We start from the raw sequence: 17497 nt of genomic DNA, 5'->3' as shown, positions 1-17497 counted from the left end.
GATAGACGCTAAATAATAAGGAAATTAGACACCGCAGCTTTGTCTTCTTCGAACCCCCTCTCCCACGGGTTTCTCCCCCTTGGCCAAGGGGGAGATGTCCACAGGATCACGCCTGCGGCGAAGCTCGGAGACAGAGGGGGTTCGAGCGGGTAGCGATGATGTAAACCACATGTCAATCACTTAACATTGAACCGCTACCCAGCTACTCATTGGAGGTAGGCCAGTGCTCGCGGATGAACGTCCGCACCGCCTGTCGATAGGCCGATTGATCCGTGCGCATGGCGTTGTGCCCGCCCTGGATGTCAACAAACGTCTTGGGCTCCGAAGCGGCGGCGTAGAGCGTGCGCCCCAGGTCGTACGGCACGACCTCGTCATTCGGGCTGTGAATCATTAGCACCGGCGCGTTGACCTGGCCGATGCGCGCTTCGTTGTCAAACTCAAAGCGACTCAGCCAGCGCACAGGCAGAATGGGATAGGCTCGCGCGCCTACATCCGTCAGCGAAGTGAACGGCGATTCGAGGAGCAGTCCGCCCGGTGCGGTGCGCGCAGCCAGGTAGGTGGCCGGGGCACTGCCAAGTGAGCGTCCGGCAACGAGAATCGATTCGGAGGCCACGCCCCGCTCTTCGGTCAGGTACTGCCACGCGTCCTCGGCGTCGCGGTAGAGCCCGTCTTCGGAGGGCGTCCCGGTGCTTCGTCCGTAGCCGCGATAGCTCACCAGCAGCACGCTCATAGCGTGCTCGTGGAAGAAGCGAGCGGTGTCGAGGCGGCCCGAGATGTTGCCTGCGTTACCGTGAAAGAACACCACCGTGCCCCGTGCCTGCTCGTGCGGAAGCCACCAGTTGTGGAGCGTCTCGCCATCGACGGTTGAGATCGACACGTCTTCGTACGCCAGCCCATACGCATCCGGCGTAGCCCGTAAAGACGATGTCGGGAAGAACACCAATCGGTGTTGAAACACGTATGCCAGGGCGATAAGTGCTACGTATGCTCCAATAGAGATCAATGCAAGATAGAGCACGGTGCGCACGGGAGACTAAGTAATCATGTAACAAAACTGCAACTCACTTGCCCCCCCTTGTCAATCCTTAATGTTGAATGCATTCAAAGTCACAGGTTTTAAAGCACCATAAAATACGTTGACCTTGCATCTTTAGTTATCACAATCATTTTTCTTTCATTGTCGTTTACTTCGGTTGGAGGAGGTAATGCAGCTTCTGCAAGTGCTCCTTGCGACTCTTGCAATATAGCTTGCGGTCCATCCGGTTCGACAAACTGCACATTGATGGACTGTGGAAGTGGCACAGTGATGTGTACGTCGCAATACGACGAACCTGGTATTCCCTTTCTGCGAGAGGATGGGTAGTTTCAGGCAGGTTCAGTTTCTTGAATATCCTTGAGCACCCAGGGGTTTGCCATCAGGTCCCTGGGTGTGCGTCTATTCTGACACCTCCCAACTTTCTAAGATGTTTTTAAGATAACCATGAACGCATCAAGATACTCGCTGCTCTTTTTGGCTTTTCTAATGCTTGCAGCCATTCAACTGGGCTGCCAGGAGTCTCCTGATCCAGCATTCTCTGAGGAGTCCTCAACACTGACACGCACTTCAGATGGACTTTGGGAGCAACCCGTTGATCAGCGTATCATGCGAGATCATGATTTCGACGGAAAGGTACTATCTGACGCCGTACATGAAGCGGTTGTATCGCCAAGACGCCTTGGTATTTATGATGGACACTTGTACGTATTAGACTGGAATGACACCCAGATAAAACGTCTAAGTATAGAATCCGAAACGCACACACATACGATCGGTGCAGGACGCGGCCAAGGGCCCGGGGAAGCCCAGAGCATAACAGATGTTCATGTGTCTGATTCGGGCGTCTGGGTTCCAGATCCAAATGCTGCCAATATTTCTCACTTCGATCATACCGGAACGTTCATCGACAGATACAGCGTGCAGGGCCACCCAATGCGAGTTACCGGAAGTGGTGGTACCATCGCTACACTGGCATACGGAGCCTATCCATTGTTCAAGCTCATCCGTTCAGAAACAGGTACCATCTCAGAGTTTGGCACCCATCTTTCCGAGATTGATCCTACAGGAATGAGAGTTGGGGGACACCTGGCGCCGCGCCCTGCAGGTGGATTTATTTTCGTCGCACAGTACGCCGGACGACTCTTTTTCTATGACAATGAGGGTACGATGGAGCGCGCTGTTGCAACGATCGACGGGCATGATTTTTCAGAGCGAAATACCGAAGATACGGGCAGGGGACAGCGCACCATGGCTCCCGATGTAGAAATCCAAACGTTAGGGATCAGTATCCACGATGACATCATGTACCTGCGTGTTCATGATCAGAGCAACGACTTTTGGTACATCGACCGATATGATGCAACCGACGGGCGTTATCTTGACTCGTCGCGCTTCCGATGGAAAGCAAGCGACTTTCAGGTCAGCGATCACGGCACGTATGTCATCTCCGACACATCAATTGTAAGATTCGATTATCGGTGACACACTTCTATGTCTATGATGCACCACCGGCTCCCAACCAAAAAACCGCCTGTGCCACGACATATGGCGCAGACGGTGCATGATGTAATCCAGTAATGCAGCGTTGCATTGTAGGATTGTGAGATCAGCTGTCATATGCTACGAGGGTCTCACTCTGGGATTACCTGTAGCCGGAGATCGCTTGCATCTTTGGCGGCATCTGTTTTGGGCTTCCGATTGCATCTCCTCGTTGTATCATACCAATTATCTTTCGGGGGATCTATAGACGACCTGGACGGGGCAGAGCCTCTAAAAAGTGCGTCACGAGGCAGAGCCTTGCGAAGAGCGGAGCGGGAGTCGGGTGGGTTGGTGCTGAAAGGTGTACGCCAGTGCCGTAATCGCTATGTATGCTCCGGCACAAACCAGCACGAAATAAAGCACAGTGCGCATCCTGTAAAAGAATTAATTACAGTATTTTAATGGCTGCCTGTCAGCGTCTCAGATGGCTTCCCCTTCCTCCTATTGAGTTTTCCCGCAACCTGCGTTGCATTTGAGTGATCAATACAAAAAGGGAGGCCCATCCGTTTCGGTGAGCCTCCCCTGTTCTATGACGGATGTCTGCGATTGCGCTATCAGAAAAAAGTCTGGGGCTTTGTCACAGCTGAATGTTATGGTCCGAAATTGCCATGGCGAGGAGAGAGTGTACGACCGACGGGGCCCTGTGAGCGGTAGCGAACGAGTGCTCTTGGGGCGATCTCATGCCATTGATTGGGCAACTGCATCCGGCCTGATAGCATGAAATTGCGTCGCTCCGCTCGCCATGACAAGGTGTGCTTTTTTATCGGTACGTTAGGGAGCACGCATTCCCAAAGTTAGACATGTGACACACCAGTAGTACACTACCGTGCTCGTCCGATACCGAATGCATCCACGCGCCCTTTACACGTTTCCGTGTCCTGGCATTCCAAATCGAGCGCTTTCCAGGCTGTACCTGCACGTCCCTATAGCTCAAAGCCCTCGTCGATGCCTGCAAGCGTGAACAGGAAGCGATCAGCTTCTTCTGCTTCGGTCATGCCAAAGTAATTGACCCGGACTTCGTCATGCCTGGCCCAGCTTAGCGTTTTCCATGCACAGCCTTCATTGCACGTCAGCGCAAAGCCGTCGTCGGTCTTTTCGACAACGATATCAAACTCGGCAGTTGACGGCTGAGACATTGTAGGAGAAGCGACTGCAAACGCAGCAGCACCCAAAAACACAGCAATGCAAACGAAGAGTTTTGAGTAAGTAGTCATAAGCAGTAAATCGGTTGTTGATAGTAAGGTAAGTGTTGCAGTGCCATCTAACGAACGCGGGGTGAAGCAACGGCTATGGTTTTCGCTATGTGTTACTCGTCGAGCCGATAGATCCAAACATTGGGGAGTGCCGGTGCCATCGTGGTGTACACGTGCGTATCCGTGGCGGCTTTTATCGTCTGGCCTGCAGGTAGATCAATGGTCTGATACGTTTCTGCTACCGGGTCAATGCGATACCAGGTTACCATCACGTCTTGTATCTCTTCAAGCGTAAGCGACTCATCGGGTTTGTGAACGGCTTCCAGTATCCAGATCCGTCCGTCGGTATCCACATGAAAGCCTTCATAGGCCGGGTGCGTATCGTGAAATCCGGCCTCTTCGATCATCGCGAGCCGCTCTCCGTCATAGATATCGCGGTAGGACGCGATTTCAGACGATGTTGCGGGAAGCGCGGTGTGATCTACGTTCACGACCAGGCTGTCATGTCCATCGGCATCACCACACCGCACACGCAGCGAATCTGACCAGCCGTAGCATACGCCCGTGTCGGTGTATGTGTAGAAGGATTTCCGACCAAAGGGGCGCTCAACGCTCTGGTGGTGGCCGTTCTGAACGCGGACATGTATCTCGTCCATAGGCATCTGGTAAATTGTTTCTGGAGTGCTTTCCTTACGGTCTACGCGCATGATCCAGATGCCGGGGTCTCGATCGAGGTTGGGGTTCTTCGGACGGCTGTACGAAGCCAGTAATGTCCCTTCTAACGTTTTGTGTACACCGCCTGATGTTTTCCCATTATAGGGACTTGGAAGGTGAAAGCTATACGCAAATTCGTGTTGCGGCGCGGGGCCAAACACAGAAATGCGCTGGCTATCTCTAACGAAAAGGGAGTCGCTGGGTCCAACGGTAATCGTGCTCGGATTTCGAAACTCGCCGGGTCCCTGTCCGGATCGTCCAAGGGTATCTATCGAGTCGCCCCCGGCAGATACCACATGCACTTCATTGTTATCAAAGTCGGAAATGTAGAGCATGCCCTCACTGTTCAGGGAAAGACTACGAGGTAGTCCAATAAGTGGGGCATTATCACCGATTTCTGCGACTTTCGTTGCCTGCAAGGCTACCTCCTCTCCGTACACTTCATCCAGGTGAAATCCCTTTTCTGTTTCACCAGGTCCGCAGCCTGATAGAGGAAGAAGCATCAGAGTGAACACGAATGAAAGTATGTAAACGTAACGAAAGTAAATTGCAGTAAGAAGCTTGATTCATAGAAAATGATATGACAACAATACACTGCTACTAGAGTGTGTTGACAATCACAAGAGCAGAGTCACGATGGAGGCCACGTGCAGGAAGGCCAAGTAGTTACGAGCGGTTTTCTCGTAGCGGGTGGCAATGCGCCGGTAGTGTTTGATGCGATTGAAAACCGCTCGATCTTATTCCGGTCCGCATACAAGTTGGTGTTGATCTCACGCTTGATGATCCGGTTCTTTTTTGAAGGAATGACCGCTTCAGCCTCAAGCGCTTTGATGCATGCAATGAATCGGTCACTGTCAAAGCCTTTGTCGCCGATCACCGCCCCGGGCTTGAAGCCCATGACCAATGGTTCGGCCTGGGTGATATCTGCTCGTTGGCCCGGCGTCAAAATGAAGCGCAAAGGATTGCCTAAAGCATCTACAGCCGCGTGCACTTTCGTCGTGAAGCCACCGCGCGAACGGCCGAGTGCTTCGGCGGTGGCATTAGTTTTTTTGCCGGCAGCACACTGATGCGCACGAACGGTCGTCGAATCGATCATCATCCACTCCAGATCCGGCTCCTGCAGGGCCTCGAAAACATGCTCCCAGACTCCCTTAGCGTAGAGATTTCTACGCGTTCGACCATCGGTTGTAGCGTTGGAAGACGGAGTTCCAGTTGCCAAAGCGCTCGGGCAGGTCGCGCCACGGCGCGCCGGTGCGCCCAATCCAGAGCACCGCGTCGATGAAGAGGCGGTTGTCGGCGGCAGTCCGCCCAGGATCGGCCTTTTTGCCTGGAAGGAGCGGCGCAATGCGCTCCCACTGGTCGTCACGAATGGCGTAGCGTCGCATAGTCGTTGTACATGGTTAGTCGTTGTACATGGGGGCTTGTAAAGTACGTAGAGGCCTTAACGCAGAGGCCTTAAAAAGGTCATCAAGTATCCGACACTACACCGAGATTGTCAACACGACCTAAAACCGTATACAAAAATCAAGGCCAAGATAGCATACCCACCCTATCTTGCCCCGATCTTTTAGTGGCTTTTACTACTTGTATCAGACACTCTCACACGTACAAGTAGCATTACAGCAAGCGTAATAGCCATCGCCACACTCTACTCCGCAATCAATTGACCCTCCACCTGAGCCAAAAACTGATGGAAGTTCAAAGGAGTGCTCACATGAGACGGCACCCGGGCCACCATTGACGCAATCGCTAGCTAACAGCATGGCAATTTCTTCAGTGGCATCTTCAGAAAATACTCCTGAAGCGGCAAGGCGGAAATCAGTCATATCAACGCATTCAAAGATATCACTCGACGATTCATACGACACCTCCTCAAAGTCATCGCCTGGGAAGAAGCTTGCACCGGTTGCAAGCATAACCACGAGAAATAAGCTGAAAGACGTTACAGTTATACTGTACATTGGATTGTGAATAGTAAATCATTTAATGATTAACGATTAACTACAAATCCATTGTATTTCATATTGAAAAAAACAAACTCAAAATGTAGCTAATAAGTCAAGCGATTAGGTAGGCGTCATAATTACTATGTATGCTCCGGCAAGAACCAGCACGAAGTAGAATACGGTACGCATCCGCTAAAATTAATTAATACAATGCCTTGGCTAATCTTCTACAAGCACGACAAAGTCTCCCTGATTGGCATGTGCGTCCTCGTCAAAGCGATCGGGCTCGGCTACGGCGTCGAAGTAGACAACAAGTTGGCGGACATCCGGGCGGTAGTGGCGCAGGGCATCGGGGGTGCCGGTGCCCTGGGCGACGTGGAAGCGTCCGGTGAGGTGGACGATGCGCGCATCGGGTGTGCGTAGCAGATGCTTGGCTATGGTGTAAGCCATCGTCGCATCCCAGAGCGCCTGCGCATCGAGCAGGCGCGTCATTCCCGCGCCGTGCGGGCGATCGGGCGGATCGGCTTCACGTGCCCCGTGCTCGTTGGTCGTGTCTGAAGGAGTGGGGTTCGTGGGGTGGGCACCGCCGTGCATCTGTGCGAGGAAGCGCTCGCGGTAAGCGTCGGTGGCTTCAGGATAGGGAAGCGGCGGCAGCCAGTCGTGTGCCGATGCAGGAAGCGAGTCCAGGGCGGCGCGCCCTTCGCGTGCCACCCGGTTTACGTAGCGACGTGGGGCGTTCGCGGCCAGCACAGGGGCCCCTGCAGCACGGGCCGATTCAACAAGTGGATGGTAGTCGCGCACGTAGTTGCTCCACGGGCGACTGGCTTGCAGGAAGTGATTTTTGGCGATGAACCCGGCCAGATACTCATCGAGCACGGGCTGCACGTCGCGCTCAAACATTTCGAGGGAGAGCGCGGCAGGGCGGCTGTCGGGGGCGTTCAGGGCGCGCTGCCAGAGCGAATCTTGCAGGGCATGGATGCCGCGCTGCTCGTGCACCTCGCCCAGAAGCATCACGTCGACGGTGTCGAGTGCAGCAGCAACAGCATCGAGCGAAGCGGGCGTGCCGTCTGGGGTATAGACGCGATACGCAACGTCGCTTTCGGTCGTGTCAGGCGGCGCGGCGGACGAGGTCGCGGCGGCCGCGTATCCCCCCGTACCTGCTGCAATACCCATAAAGAGCAGCGCAGCAAGGCAGCATGCAACAAGACGACGAATCAGGAAGACATGCTGCATGGCGGTCTGGTATTGCGTTATGTGCTGTAGGCGTCTGCGGACTCGCTCTCGGCGCTAGGTGTGTCGCGGATGTCGACGGTTTCGTCGATGAGGTGAGCCAGCAGTTCGGGATGCTCGCTGGCTAACCGGTCTACGAGCGGAAGGAAACGCTGCACGGCCTCGCGGTTATACCCGCTGTTGTAGTGGCGGCGCAGCTGGTCGGTGGCCTCGTCGAGCGGATCTACCGGCAGCTCGGCGCGCTCCATTTCGATGTCGTACGCCTTGGCCATGCGGATGAGCTCAAACTCGTCTTCGTGCGTGGCCAGCACGATCGTAGTGCCTTTCTTTCCAGCGCGGGCGGTACGCCCAGAGCGGTGAATGAGATATTCGCGGTCTTGCGGCACGTCATAGATAAAGACGTGGCTTAGATCCGATACATCGATGCCACGTGCGGCCACATCGGTTGCTACGAGCATGCGGAGCTCACCGCTTCGGAGGCGGTCGATGGCCTCCTCGCGCTTGCGCTGCGACAGGTCGCCCGACATCTCGTCGATGCTGTACCCGGCATTGCTCAAGAACTTGCGCAGATAGGTGACCTCGCGCTTTGTGTTCGCGAAAATCAGTGCGGACTCCGGCTCCTCTATCTCGATGAGCTGCTCAAGCGCCCGATCTTTCTCCATCGGTGCCACCAGGTAGTAGCGATACGCAATTTCAGCGACGCTCACGTGTCCGGAGCTGAGCGAGAGGAAATCGGGGTTGGTAAGGAACTCGCGGGCTACAGCGCGCACCTTGGGCGGCATGGTCGCGCTGAACATGCACGACTGACGGTCGGTACCCAGAAAGTCGCGAATCTCTTTCATGTCAGGGTAGAACCCCATCGAGAGCATCTCGTCGGCCTCATCCAAAATGAAGAGGCGCACCGTTTTAGCGATGAAGTTCTTTCGTTTCAGATGATCGAGCACGCGCCCGGGCGTACCAATAATGACCTGCGCGCCATCTTTGAGCGCCTTGATCTGCGGTCCGTAGCTTACGCCGCCGTAGATGAGCGCGGCTTCAAGGTCGTTTGTTTCGGGGGTGGCGATTTTCATCCGTTCAAACTCCTCGTGCACCTGCCGCGCCAGTTCACGCGTGGGTGTAAGGATGAGCGCCTGGGCCTCTTTGCGAGAGGAGTCGAGCCGGTCGAAGAGCGGGAGCAGAAACGCCCCGGTCTTGCCAGAGCCGGTGCGCGACTGGACGATGAGGTCGCGCCCGGCAATGAGGTAAGGAAGCGACTTGCGCTGCACCTCCATGAGCGAATCCCACCCGGCTGCTCGCATCGCCTGCTCAACCTGATCGGGAAGCTCGTCGGACGTGACGGCGTCGAGGGGCTCGTCGGGCTCTTGCAGCTCCCCTACCTCCTCCTGGCGCTTTTTGCGCTGCCCTTTCGAGGTGAGGTCAATGACATTTGCGTACGACGATCCGGATTCATCCACCATGACCAGCAAGAAGTTATATCAGCAAGAAAACGGGCAGCCATATCTGCCACACAGAACAGGATTACGGCTGCGACGCCTGAAACGATCCGGTGCGCAAAGCGCGAGAATCCGAATATTGAAACCCCGTCACAAGCGTATTTCAGCAGTAGAGAGCGGGTTCGCTGCAGCGAACTACATGGCCAGTCCGCCATCCACGTGCAGCACATGGCCGGTGATGTAGGAGGCTGCAGGCGAAGCCAGGAAGAGAACGGCCTGCGCGATGTCTTCCGGGTGGGCCGGGCGCCCCAGAGGCACCGCATCGAGCATCGCCTGCTGGGCATCGTCGCCCATCGCCTCGGTCATGTCGGTCGCCACGTAGCCCGGAGCCACCACATTGGCTCGTACGCCGCGTCCGCTAAGCTCTTTGGCCAGGCTCTTCGTGAAGCCGATCATGCCTGCCTTCGAAGCAGCATAGTTTGTCTGTCCCGGATTTCCCATAACGCCTACCACCGACGAGATGTTGATCACGGAGCCGGCCCGCTGCCGCATGAACGGACGGTAGGCAGCCTTGCAGAAGTTGAACACGCCCTTCAAGTTGGTGTCGAGCACCGCATCCCAGTCGTCAGCATCCAGGCGCAGCATGAGCCCGTCGCGTGTGATGCCCGCGTTATTAACGAGCACGTCGAGGCGCTCCCAGGCGTCGGTTACAGCGCTTACGGCCTCTTGAGCCGATGCGGGATCGGCCACGTCGCCCTGTAGCGCCATCGCATCCACGCCGCGCTCGGTAAGCTCAGCAACGATCGCGTCGGCGGTTTCGCTTGAAGAGCGGTAGGTGAATGCCACGCGGGCACCTGCATCGGCAAAGGCCTCGACGATAGCACGGCCAATGCCGCGCGTGCCGCCGGTTACGAGTACCGTAGTGTCGGTAAGGTCAAAATCCATAGGATATGAGAGGGCGTCTGGGTGGGTGGTAGTGCGAGAAAGAGGTACAGGGGGATGCGTACGGGCGGCGCCGGTCAAGACGCGTCGTCCTCATCGAGCAAGCAGGTTGGCTTACGAGGTAGGCAGCACCCCGGCATCGAGCAATTTAGCGCAGTCGTCGGCTGTATCGACGCCATGGCGCACGGCATCGCGCCCGAGCGTCCGCTTTACAAGGCCCTGCAGCACCGACCCCGCACCGACTTCTATGAAGCGCTCGGCGCCGTCGGTCTCCATCGCGCGGAGTAGCTGTGCCCAGCGGACGGGTGCCTGCAGCTGGTCGATCAGGCGCTGCCGGATTTCGTCGGGATCGGTGGTTGGCGCAGCGGTGACGTTCAGGTAGATGGGGCAGCGGGGCGGCTGGATATCGACCGATTCCAGGGCTTCAGCGAGCCCTTCCCGGGCATAATCCATCAGGGGCGAGTGAAAGGCGCCGCTCACAGAAAGCGGAATAGTGCGGGCGTCGATATGGTCGGTAGCGCGCTGCACAGCGTCCACATCGCCCGAAATAACGATCTGGCCGGGCGCATTGAAGTTGGCAGGCTGCACAACCCCCTCTCCCATCTTGGTGGCCGCCGTACAGGCTGCCTCAACGTCCTCGTCGTCGGCTCCGAGCACGGCAGCCATGGTGCCCGGGCGCCGGGTACCAGCTTCCGCCATCAGCTCGCCCCGGCGCCGCACGAGCCGGAGTCCGTCTTCGAACGAAAGCGCGCCAGCAGCGGCAAGGGCGCTGTATTCGCCAAGGCTGTGTCCGGCCACCATGTCGGGAGTGGCCTGCTGAGCGTCGAGCACAGCCATGGCCGCGAGGCTGTGCGTATAGAGCGCGGGCTGCGTGACCTCAGTTGCTGTAAGGGCGGCGTCGGCGTCGTCTACATCGGCGGTGCCGAACATAAGAGCATGCAGGTCGAAACCGAGAACCGCGTTGGCAGCCTCGATCCGGTCCCGGGCTTCGCTGTAGGTTTCATAGAGCGATTCTCCCATGCCTACGTACTGAGCGCCTTGTCCGGGAAAGAGAAAAGCGGTTTTAGCCATGAGTCGTTACAAGCGGTGGGTAAGAGAAAGAGTCGGATAGGTTGACGAGACCAGCGAGCCTGTTAGCTGGCATATTCAGCGCCCTCATAGGCCCAAGTGAGGTACGACGCGCCCCAGGTGAGTCCGCCCCCGAAAGTAGTGAGCACCAGGTTGTGCCCGGGCTTGAGCTCGGCTTGCCAGTCATTCAGGCAGAGCGGTACGGTAGCCGCGGTGGTGTTGCCATAGCGGTGGATGTTCAGCATTACCTTGTCTGAGGAGAGGCCCATGCGGTTGGCTGTGGCATCAATGATGCGCTTATTGGCCTGATGCGGTACAAGAAAATCGACATCATCGCCTGTCAGGTCATTCCGCTCCATGATTTCGACGCAGACATCGGCCATACCTGTTACGGCGTGACGAAAGACCGGGCGACCGTCTTGCTTCAGGTAGTGCAAGCGCTGGTCGACGGTTTCGTGAGAGGCTGGGTTGAGGCTGCCTCCGGCCGGAAGCGTAAGCAGGCCAGCGTGCGAGCCATCGGAGTAATGCACGGTATCTTGCAGGCCGTACGTATCGTGAGGCTCCAGCAGCACCGCACCAGCGGCATCGCCAAAGAGGATGCATGTGCTTCGATCTTCGTAGTCTGTGATAGCGCTCATCGTGTCGCCCCCGATAACAAGTACCCGCTCTGCACGACCACTTTCGATGAAGCTGGCGCCGTTCGTAAGCGCGAAGAGAAACCCGCTACAGGCAGCAGCCAGGTCGAATCCCCATGCATTTTTGGCTCCAATGTTGTCTTGCACCAGGCACGCCGTGGAGGGAAACTCCATATCGGGGGTAATCGTGGCCACGATGATCAGGTCGATCGTGGCGGGGTCGATATCGTGTTTCTGGAAGAGCTCCTCGGCGGCCTGCGATGCCATGTAGGCCGTTGCTTTGTCGGGGGCATCGAGGATACGCCGCTCCTCGATGCCAGTGCGCGTGCGTATCCACTCATCGTCGGTATCGACAATCTGTTCGAGATCGGCGTTGGTGAGACGCTTCTCAGGCAGAAAGTGCCCCATGGCTGTAATCGCTGCACGCGGCTGCGAAGAAGAGGAAGTAGACATAAGAACGGAGCCGAAAACGATAGTTCAGTGGAGTCGAGTGCGCAACGGGGCACAGCGTGCATCGTTCGAGAGCAGCCGGTGATGCACGAGGCAACAAGTGCGGTATGGCAAGGTAGAGAAGCGCTTTTGCAGCAGCAGACAGGCGCCCAACAGACCAGGGTATCAAGGGGCAAAGGCCTCTTCGAGCACCGGCACGATATCTTTTGATGCCAGGTCAGCAGCAGAATAGATGCCTTGCTCAATGGCACGAGCCGAAGAGCGCCCATGTCCGATAAAGACGGCGCCGTTGACCCCTACGAGCGGGGCCCCTCCCCGATTTTCGTGGTCGAACCCTTGCTGCACGTTACTGAGCACCCCTGCTACCAGCTTCTGCTCCTCGTCGGTGAGGCCCTGGCGCTCCATCTCGTTTTGGGTCATGGTTGAGAGTACGGTCGTCATCGACTCGCCGAACTTGAGGAGCACGTTGCCGATGAAGCCGTCGCAGATGAGCACGTCGGCGGCATGATGCAGCAGGTCGCCGCCTTCTACGTTCCCCGCGAAGTTAATCGACACGTCGTCGCTGAGCAGGGCATGGGTCTCTTTGACCTGCTCATTGCCCTTTCCAGGTTCTTCGCCGATATTAATGAGTCCAACGGTGGGAGTGTCGATCTGAAGCACATGCCGGGCATAGATCGTGCCCATGCGTGCAAATTGAAGCAGGTGCACAGGCTTGCAGTCGACATTGGTGCCGATATCGATAACGACCGAGAAGTCGTCTTTCAGGGTAGGAAAGAATCCGACGATGGAGGGCCGCTCAATCCCTTTGATGCGTCCGAGGATGAACATGGAGGCTGCCATGATCGCGCCGGTATTGCCTGCACTCACGAACGCATCGGCCGCACCTGTGCGGTGAGCCTGCAGGCCGAGGTGGATAGACGACTGCCGCTTTCGCTTGAGCGCTGCAGCCGGGGCGTCGTCCATGGCAATAACGTCAGGGGCATGCCGCACGCTAAGGGGGAGCTCCGATACGTCGTCGTGAGCCCGCAGCGCTTCCTGCACACGCTCTTCGGGGCCAAACAGTGTGATGCGGAGGTCATTTGCCTCAGGGCGTTTCAGGGCGCGGACGGCGCCTTTGACTACGGCGTGAGGAGCGTGATCTCCTCCCATGGCGTCAACGGCAATGTGGGTAGGCATGTACAACCGGCGTTTGGTCAGCAGGCTTGTGAACAGACAGCTCGTTCAGGCTGCAAGGTGCACAGAGGAAAGAGCTGTTTACATGCGCCCAAGTAAACAGCCTGAACATTAAAATGCACGTTTTGCACCTCACCTTTCACGGTAAAGCACAAAACGTGCATCAACAGGCGTTGCATAGCGAGCTGAATCGTATGCATGTAGGCGCAGGACACTGTCAACAATACATGCGGCACGATCATGCATCGCAGCAAAACAGCATGCGCGTGCAGGAGTCGGCAACGCGTGGCACGAGACCCCTACCAAACGATGCTATCCGATGAGCTCTTCGGTCGGCTCAACAACCTGGCGGCCGCGGTAGTGGCCGCAGAACTTGCAGGCACGGTGCATCACCTTGGGGTTGCCGCAGTTGTTGCACTCCATGAGTTGGGGCGCCTTCAAGCTATTGTAGTAGCGAGACCGGCGCTTGCGCGAGCGAGATTTCGAGTGACGGCGCTTTGGGACAGCCATGATTTTAGTTTTTTAATGTCAATAAAAAGCAATAGGTAGAGCAGTCAAACAGCAAAGTAGGCCGATACATAGCTCGGTTGTAATCCGGCTATCGGCCAGCCGGGTTGGCTGGATCAGGAGTCGGCACGAGCGCAGTGCACGTTGAATGCCGTTTGAAACGTCCACGCATAGCGGAAGGAGCCTGCACTATCCTGAAAGAATTGCAGTTCTATGCTTCAGGTTCGGAGCTTTATCGTATTTTACAGGGAATTAGTGCGGCCAGTGAGCCTTAAGTGCCGTGCAGGATGCGTGTTGAACAGGCAAAGCGCCAGTAAAGGGGGGCGAGTAAGCACGAGACCAAGACCAATACAGGATCAATACACGTGTAGCGCCTGGCTATATCGGGGACATGCTGCTGCTCACTCTTTGTCGTCGTTTTTTAGCTTTTTGAGCTTCTCCCAACGCGGGTCGATGTCATCCTCTGGATCGGGTTCATCAGGCTCATCAGGAGCGCCAAACTGCATGGGGATGTCTTCCTCTTCCGCGCCGGGCGCCACCACGCGAGGGGGAATGGAAAGAAGCAGGGTGTCGTGCACAATGTCGGTGATCTCGACCTCGGTGTCGGTAGGGTCCATAGAACGCACCTCATCGTATGCGTCGCTCTCGTCACCGGATAGGTGCGCCGGGCCAAAGAGCACAACGTAAGTGCCTTCGATCTCTTTCCAGAAGGTGCGCAGCGTACGGTCGCAGGTCAGCTCGGCCTCGGCGGTCATTGTCATTGTCGCCAGAATCCGGTCGCGCTGGCACTGTAGATGCATCGACACCGTGATGTTGCGGAATTCGTCGGCATCCATCTCCACCTCCTCCGGGTCGGGCTCCAGGGTTACATGGTGTACCCCGGAGCGAAGGTGGGTAATGTCGAGTGTAAGCATAACGAGCAGAGAGCCTTCTGAGGGAGCCGACTACAGACAAAGCTGTGGTATCACAGCCTAAAGCAGGGTGTTCCACCTGGTAAGTTCTGTATTAGAGAGAGGAGAACGTGATGCATGGACAACAGGCTTTACACATTCCGGGCTTGACGTTGCTTAGCATGGTTCTTATGATCAAAAGTCCAGCCTCAATTAGGTTTTGCGATAACTATTGAGTGGTCAGCTTCATAACATCTGCTGATCTGCCCACGCGTGGCGCAGACAGGTCAGCGTAACAAGAACATCGGCATCGGCACGTGTAGCCGCTGGGGAAATTGGCGGTGGCTATTCGAAACTCTGGGTACGGCTGTGCATTGCTAAAAAGCTTTGCTGTAAGCAGGCGACGTCTGGGTTCCTGCCTGAAGTAGGCGTTCTCTCAACGTGATGTCTCAACACACAGTGTAGGGTCATACAGTCTTTGAGGTTACAGAAAACAGGCAGGTACCTCGGAGACGCGTATGAACGTCACACGTCATGACGCAGGCAACGTAAGGTCTTTGCATAGCGCAGGGGTGTGGAAAACTTGTTCAAAAAGTGAGCAGAAGCTCTGCATTCCCGAGTTTTCCACAATCTGCCTACAAGCTACTACTGCATCCTTCGCCAGTTGAGATCTAAGTATTTAAGAAACAGTATTTTATCCCATTAACTCCCGTGTGGATAAAATGTGGATAACCTCTGTTGCTGTTGAGTCCATGCAGAAAACTCTTTGGTGCAGCTTTAGATGCTGTGGATAACTTTGGCAGTGTTGTGTAAATCAGTCGTGAAGAAGAGGCTGAGCAAAAATCTACTTAAGCACAGACAAGGCGCCTGCCAGCCCTGTTTGTAAATGGAAAGAATGATTGGTGGGCCGAGGAAAGTCTGCAGAAATGTAGGTGCTGGTTGCTAACAGGACGCTGCTTACATGCCCTGCAGCGTACGTTTCAAGCAGTTGCATGGCGCCTGCACTGCACTGATTCTAATTTTTTGATCTGATCACTAACTTAATTGGCTGTTTCCTGTGTAGCCAGGTCCTCAAGCCTGCACACGTTTCACCGGCCAACTAACATGTCCGTGGTATGGAGCAATCTGCTGAACAAGTCTGGGGTGCGTGCCTTGAGCATATTCAGGAGCATGTCAGTCGGCAGAGCTTCAAAACATGGTTCGAGCCGCTCACGGCACAGTCCATCGAAGAAGACGACAACCTGCGTAAGCTGACGGTGCAGTTGCCAAGTCGCTTCTACTATGAGTGGCTGGAAGAGCACTACTACTCGCTTCTGCGCAAGACGGTAACCAAGGTGCTCGGCGAGAACGGGCGTCTGTTTTATGATATTGTCGTTGAGCAGAAAGCCGACGCTGACGTCAGCGCAGCGGATCAGCACACTGTGTCAAGACCGCCGACTCGCTCTGCGTCTACACCTTCTACAGGAGATTCGTCGTCTTCCAGTCCGCAAACAACTGGATCGCAGTCTTCAAACCGGTCTTCGTCTGCATCTTCAGAGAACAGTGATGAGGAGGGGATTCGCAATCCATTTGCTATTCCGGGGATCCAGAAAGCGGAAATTGACAGCCAGCTAAACAGCAACTATACGTTTGACCGGTTCATTCAGGGGGATTGCAACCGCTTGGCCCGTAGCGCCGCGTGGGCCATCTCTCAGGAACCGGGCGGAACGAGCTATAACCCGTTCCTGGTGTACGGAGGCGTTGGGCTAGGCAAGACGCACCTTATCCAATCGATTGGTAACCAGGCCAAAGAAGAGGAAACGGCCGATACAGTGCTCTACGTATCGAGCGAGCGCTTCACGACTGAGTTTGTCCAGTCGATTCAGCGCAATCGAATCAACGAGTTCTCGATGTTCTACCGTCAGATCGATCTGCTCATCGTCGACGATGTGCAGTTTTTCAGCGGCAAAGAGAAGACGCAGGAGGAATTCTTTCACATCTTCAACGCCTTGCACCAGTCAGGAAAACAGATTGTCCTCTCTGCAGATCGCTCTCCGCGCGAGATCGATGGCATTGAGGAGCGGCTGCTGTCGCGATTTAAGTGGGGACTCTCTGCTGATGTGCAGTCTCCGGGGCTTGAGACACGCATCGCGATTTTGCAGCGTAAAGCCGAGGATGATAACATCGACCTCGACCAGGAAGTAATCGAGTTTATTGCGCACAACATCAAGAGCAATATTCGAGAGCTTGAGGGAGCCCTTATCCGCCTGATGGCCCACGCAAGTCTGCACCAGCGCGACATCGACCTGGGACTTGCCAAGGAGGTGCTACGTGACCTTATGCAAGACGTACAGGTTAACCTTACCATCGAGGAGATTCAGCGTACGGTCTGTGAGTACCTCGATATCGCTGAAGACCTCATCCGGGCTAAAACGCGTAAGCGTGAGGTGGTGCGGGCCCGTCAGATTGCAATGTACTTCTGCAAAGAGATGACACAGCATTCGCTGAAAACGATCGGACTTCACTTTGGCGGGCGCGACCACTCCACGGTGATCCATGCAGTGAAAACGGTCGAAGACCAGGTCGAGACAGATGAACAGTTCCGAGACACCGTAGACCAGATCGGGCGTAAAATAGAGCTGCGAGCCCGCTAAATGAGCCCGCTAAAGATAGTCACGATGTAGGCCTCCCCACACTGGCAGATGAACTGGCAGATGCAGTGCCAGGCGCGCTGGTTCATGCGGATCTGTTTCTTGCACATA

The 17497-nt window shown here is 55.8% G+C and carries 14 protein-coding genes and 1 pseudogene; 3 read left to right on the top strand and 12 right to left on the bottom strand.

The features are described from left to right. Positions 1-202: 202 nt before the first annotated feature. Positions 203-1018 carry an alpha/beta hydrolase gene (locus tag ACZ48V_RS01975; RefSeq protein ID WP_464541107.1) on the bottom strand — a complete coding sequence of 272 codons (816 nt, stop codon included), beginning with the start codon at positions 1016-1018 and terminating at the stop codon, positions 203-205. A 504-nt stretch (positions 1019-1522) separates the two neighbouring features. Here ACZ48V_RS01975 and ACZ48V_RS01970 point away from each other — a divergent pair. Beyond that, entirely contained in the window at positions 1523-2518 is a 996-nt protein-coding gene (locus tag ACZ48V_RS01970; protein WP_464541105.1) for an NHL repeat-containing protein, read from the top strand. A 980-nt stretch (positions 2519-3498) separates the two neighbouring features. Here the strand turns inward: ACZ48V_RS01970 and ACZ48V_RS01965 are convergent. The 3 genes and pseudogenes from ACZ48V_RS01965 to ACZ48V_RS01955 form a co-directional block, all read right to left on the bottom strand. After that, complete coding sequence (locus ACZ48V_RS01965) at positions 3499-3711, bottom strand: hypothetical protein (RefSeq protein ID WP_464541103.1); 213 nt, start codon at positions 3709-3711, stop codon at positions 3499-3501. Positions 3712-3881: 170 nt separating this feature from the next. Beyond that, entirely contained in the window at positions 3882-4817 is a 936-nt protein-coding gene (locus tag ACZ48V_RS01960; RefSeq protein ID WP_464541101.1) for a hypothetical protein, read from the bottom strand. 282 nt (positions 4818-5099) lie between these two features. After that, a pseudogene (locus tag ACZ48V_RS01955) lies at positions 5100-5867 on the bottom strand (IS5 family transposase). 376 nt (positions 5868-6243) lie between these two features. Here ACZ48V_RS01955 and ACZ48V_RS01950 point away from each other — a divergent pair. Continuing rightward, positions 6244-6453 (top strand): hypothetical protein, encoded by a 210-nt coding sequence (locus tag ACZ48V_RS01950; protein WP_464541099.1) that lies wholly within the window; start codon positions 6244-6246, stop codon positions 6451-6453. A 194-nt stretch (positions 6454-6647) separates the two neighbouring features. Here the strand turns inward: ACZ48V_RS01950 and ACZ48V_RS01945 are convergent, their stop codons facing one another. The 8 genes from ACZ48V_RS01945 to ACZ48V_RS01910 form a co-directional block, all read right to left on the bottom strand. After that, complete coding sequence (locus ACZ48V_RS01945) at positions 6648-7661, bottom strand: ChaN family lipoprotein (protein ID WP_464541097.1); 1014 nt, start codon at positions 7659-7661, stop codon at positions 6648-6650. Positions 7662-7678: 17 nt separating this feature from the next. After that, on the bottom strand, positions 7679-9115 hold the full coding sequence (locus tag ACZ48V_RS01940; RefSeq protein ID WP_464541095.1) for a DEAD/DEAH box helicase: 1437 nt from the start codon (positions 9113-9115) through the stop codon (positions 7679-7681). Positions 9116-9286: 171 nt separating this feature from the next. Next, on the bottom strand, positions 9287-10036 hold the full coding sequence (fabG, locus tag ACZ48V_RS01935) for a 3-oxoacyl-[acyl-carrier-protein] reductase (protein WP_464541093.1): 750 nt from the start codon (positions 10034-10036) through the stop codon (positions 9287-9289). Between the two features lie 111 nt (positions 10037-10147). Then, positions 10148-11104, bottom strand: coding sequence for an ACP S-malonyltransferase (gene fabD, locus ACZ48V_RS01930; RefSeq protein WP_464541091.1), 957 nt, complete (start codon positions 11102-11104; stop codon positions 10148-10150). A 62-nt stretch (positions 11105-11166) separates the two neighbouring features. Next, positions 11167-12189, bottom strand: a complete 1023-nt coding sequence (locus ACZ48V_RS01925; protein WP_464541089.1) for a beta-ketoacyl-ACP synthase III — start codon at positions 12187-12189, stop codon at positions 11167-11169. 162 nt (positions 12190-12351) lie between these two features. After that, positions 12352-13362, bottom strand: coding sequence for a phosphate acyltransferase PlsX (gene plsX, locus ACZ48V_RS01920; protein ID WP_464541087.1), 1011 nt, complete (start codon positions 13360-13362; stop codon positions 12352-12354). A gap of 309 nt (positions 13363-13671) precedes the next feature. Continuing rightward, positions 13672-13869 carry a 50S ribosomal protein L32 gene (rpmF, locus tag ACZ48V_RS01915; protein WP_353563979.1) on the bottom strand — a complete coding sequence of 66 codons (198 nt, stop codon included), beginning with the start codon at positions 13867-13869 and terminating at the stop codon, positions 13672-13674. Between the two features lie 398 nt (positions 13870-14267). After that, positions 14268-14780 (bottom strand): YceD family protein, encoded by a 513-nt coding sequence (locus ACZ48V_RS01910; protein WP_464541085.1) that lies wholly within the window; start codon positions 14778-14780, stop codon positions 14268-14270. Between the two features lie 1091 nt (positions 14781-15871). On the opposite strand from ACZ48V_RS01910, the gene dnaA reads away from it, so the two are divergent. Continuing rightward, positions 15872-17389: a chromosomal replication initiator protein DnaA gene (gene dnaA, locus ACZ48V_RS01905; protein ID WP_464541083.1), complete on the top strand. Its 1518-nt coding sequence runs from the start codon at positions 15872-15874 to the stop codon at positions 17387-17389. Positions 17390-17497 lie beyond the last annotated feature (108 nt).

The organism is Longimonas haloalkaliphila (assembly GCF_055379825.1).
The sequence above is the reverse complement of the archived record's forward strand: the minus strand, read 5'-3'. Positions and strand labels throughout refer to the sequence as shown.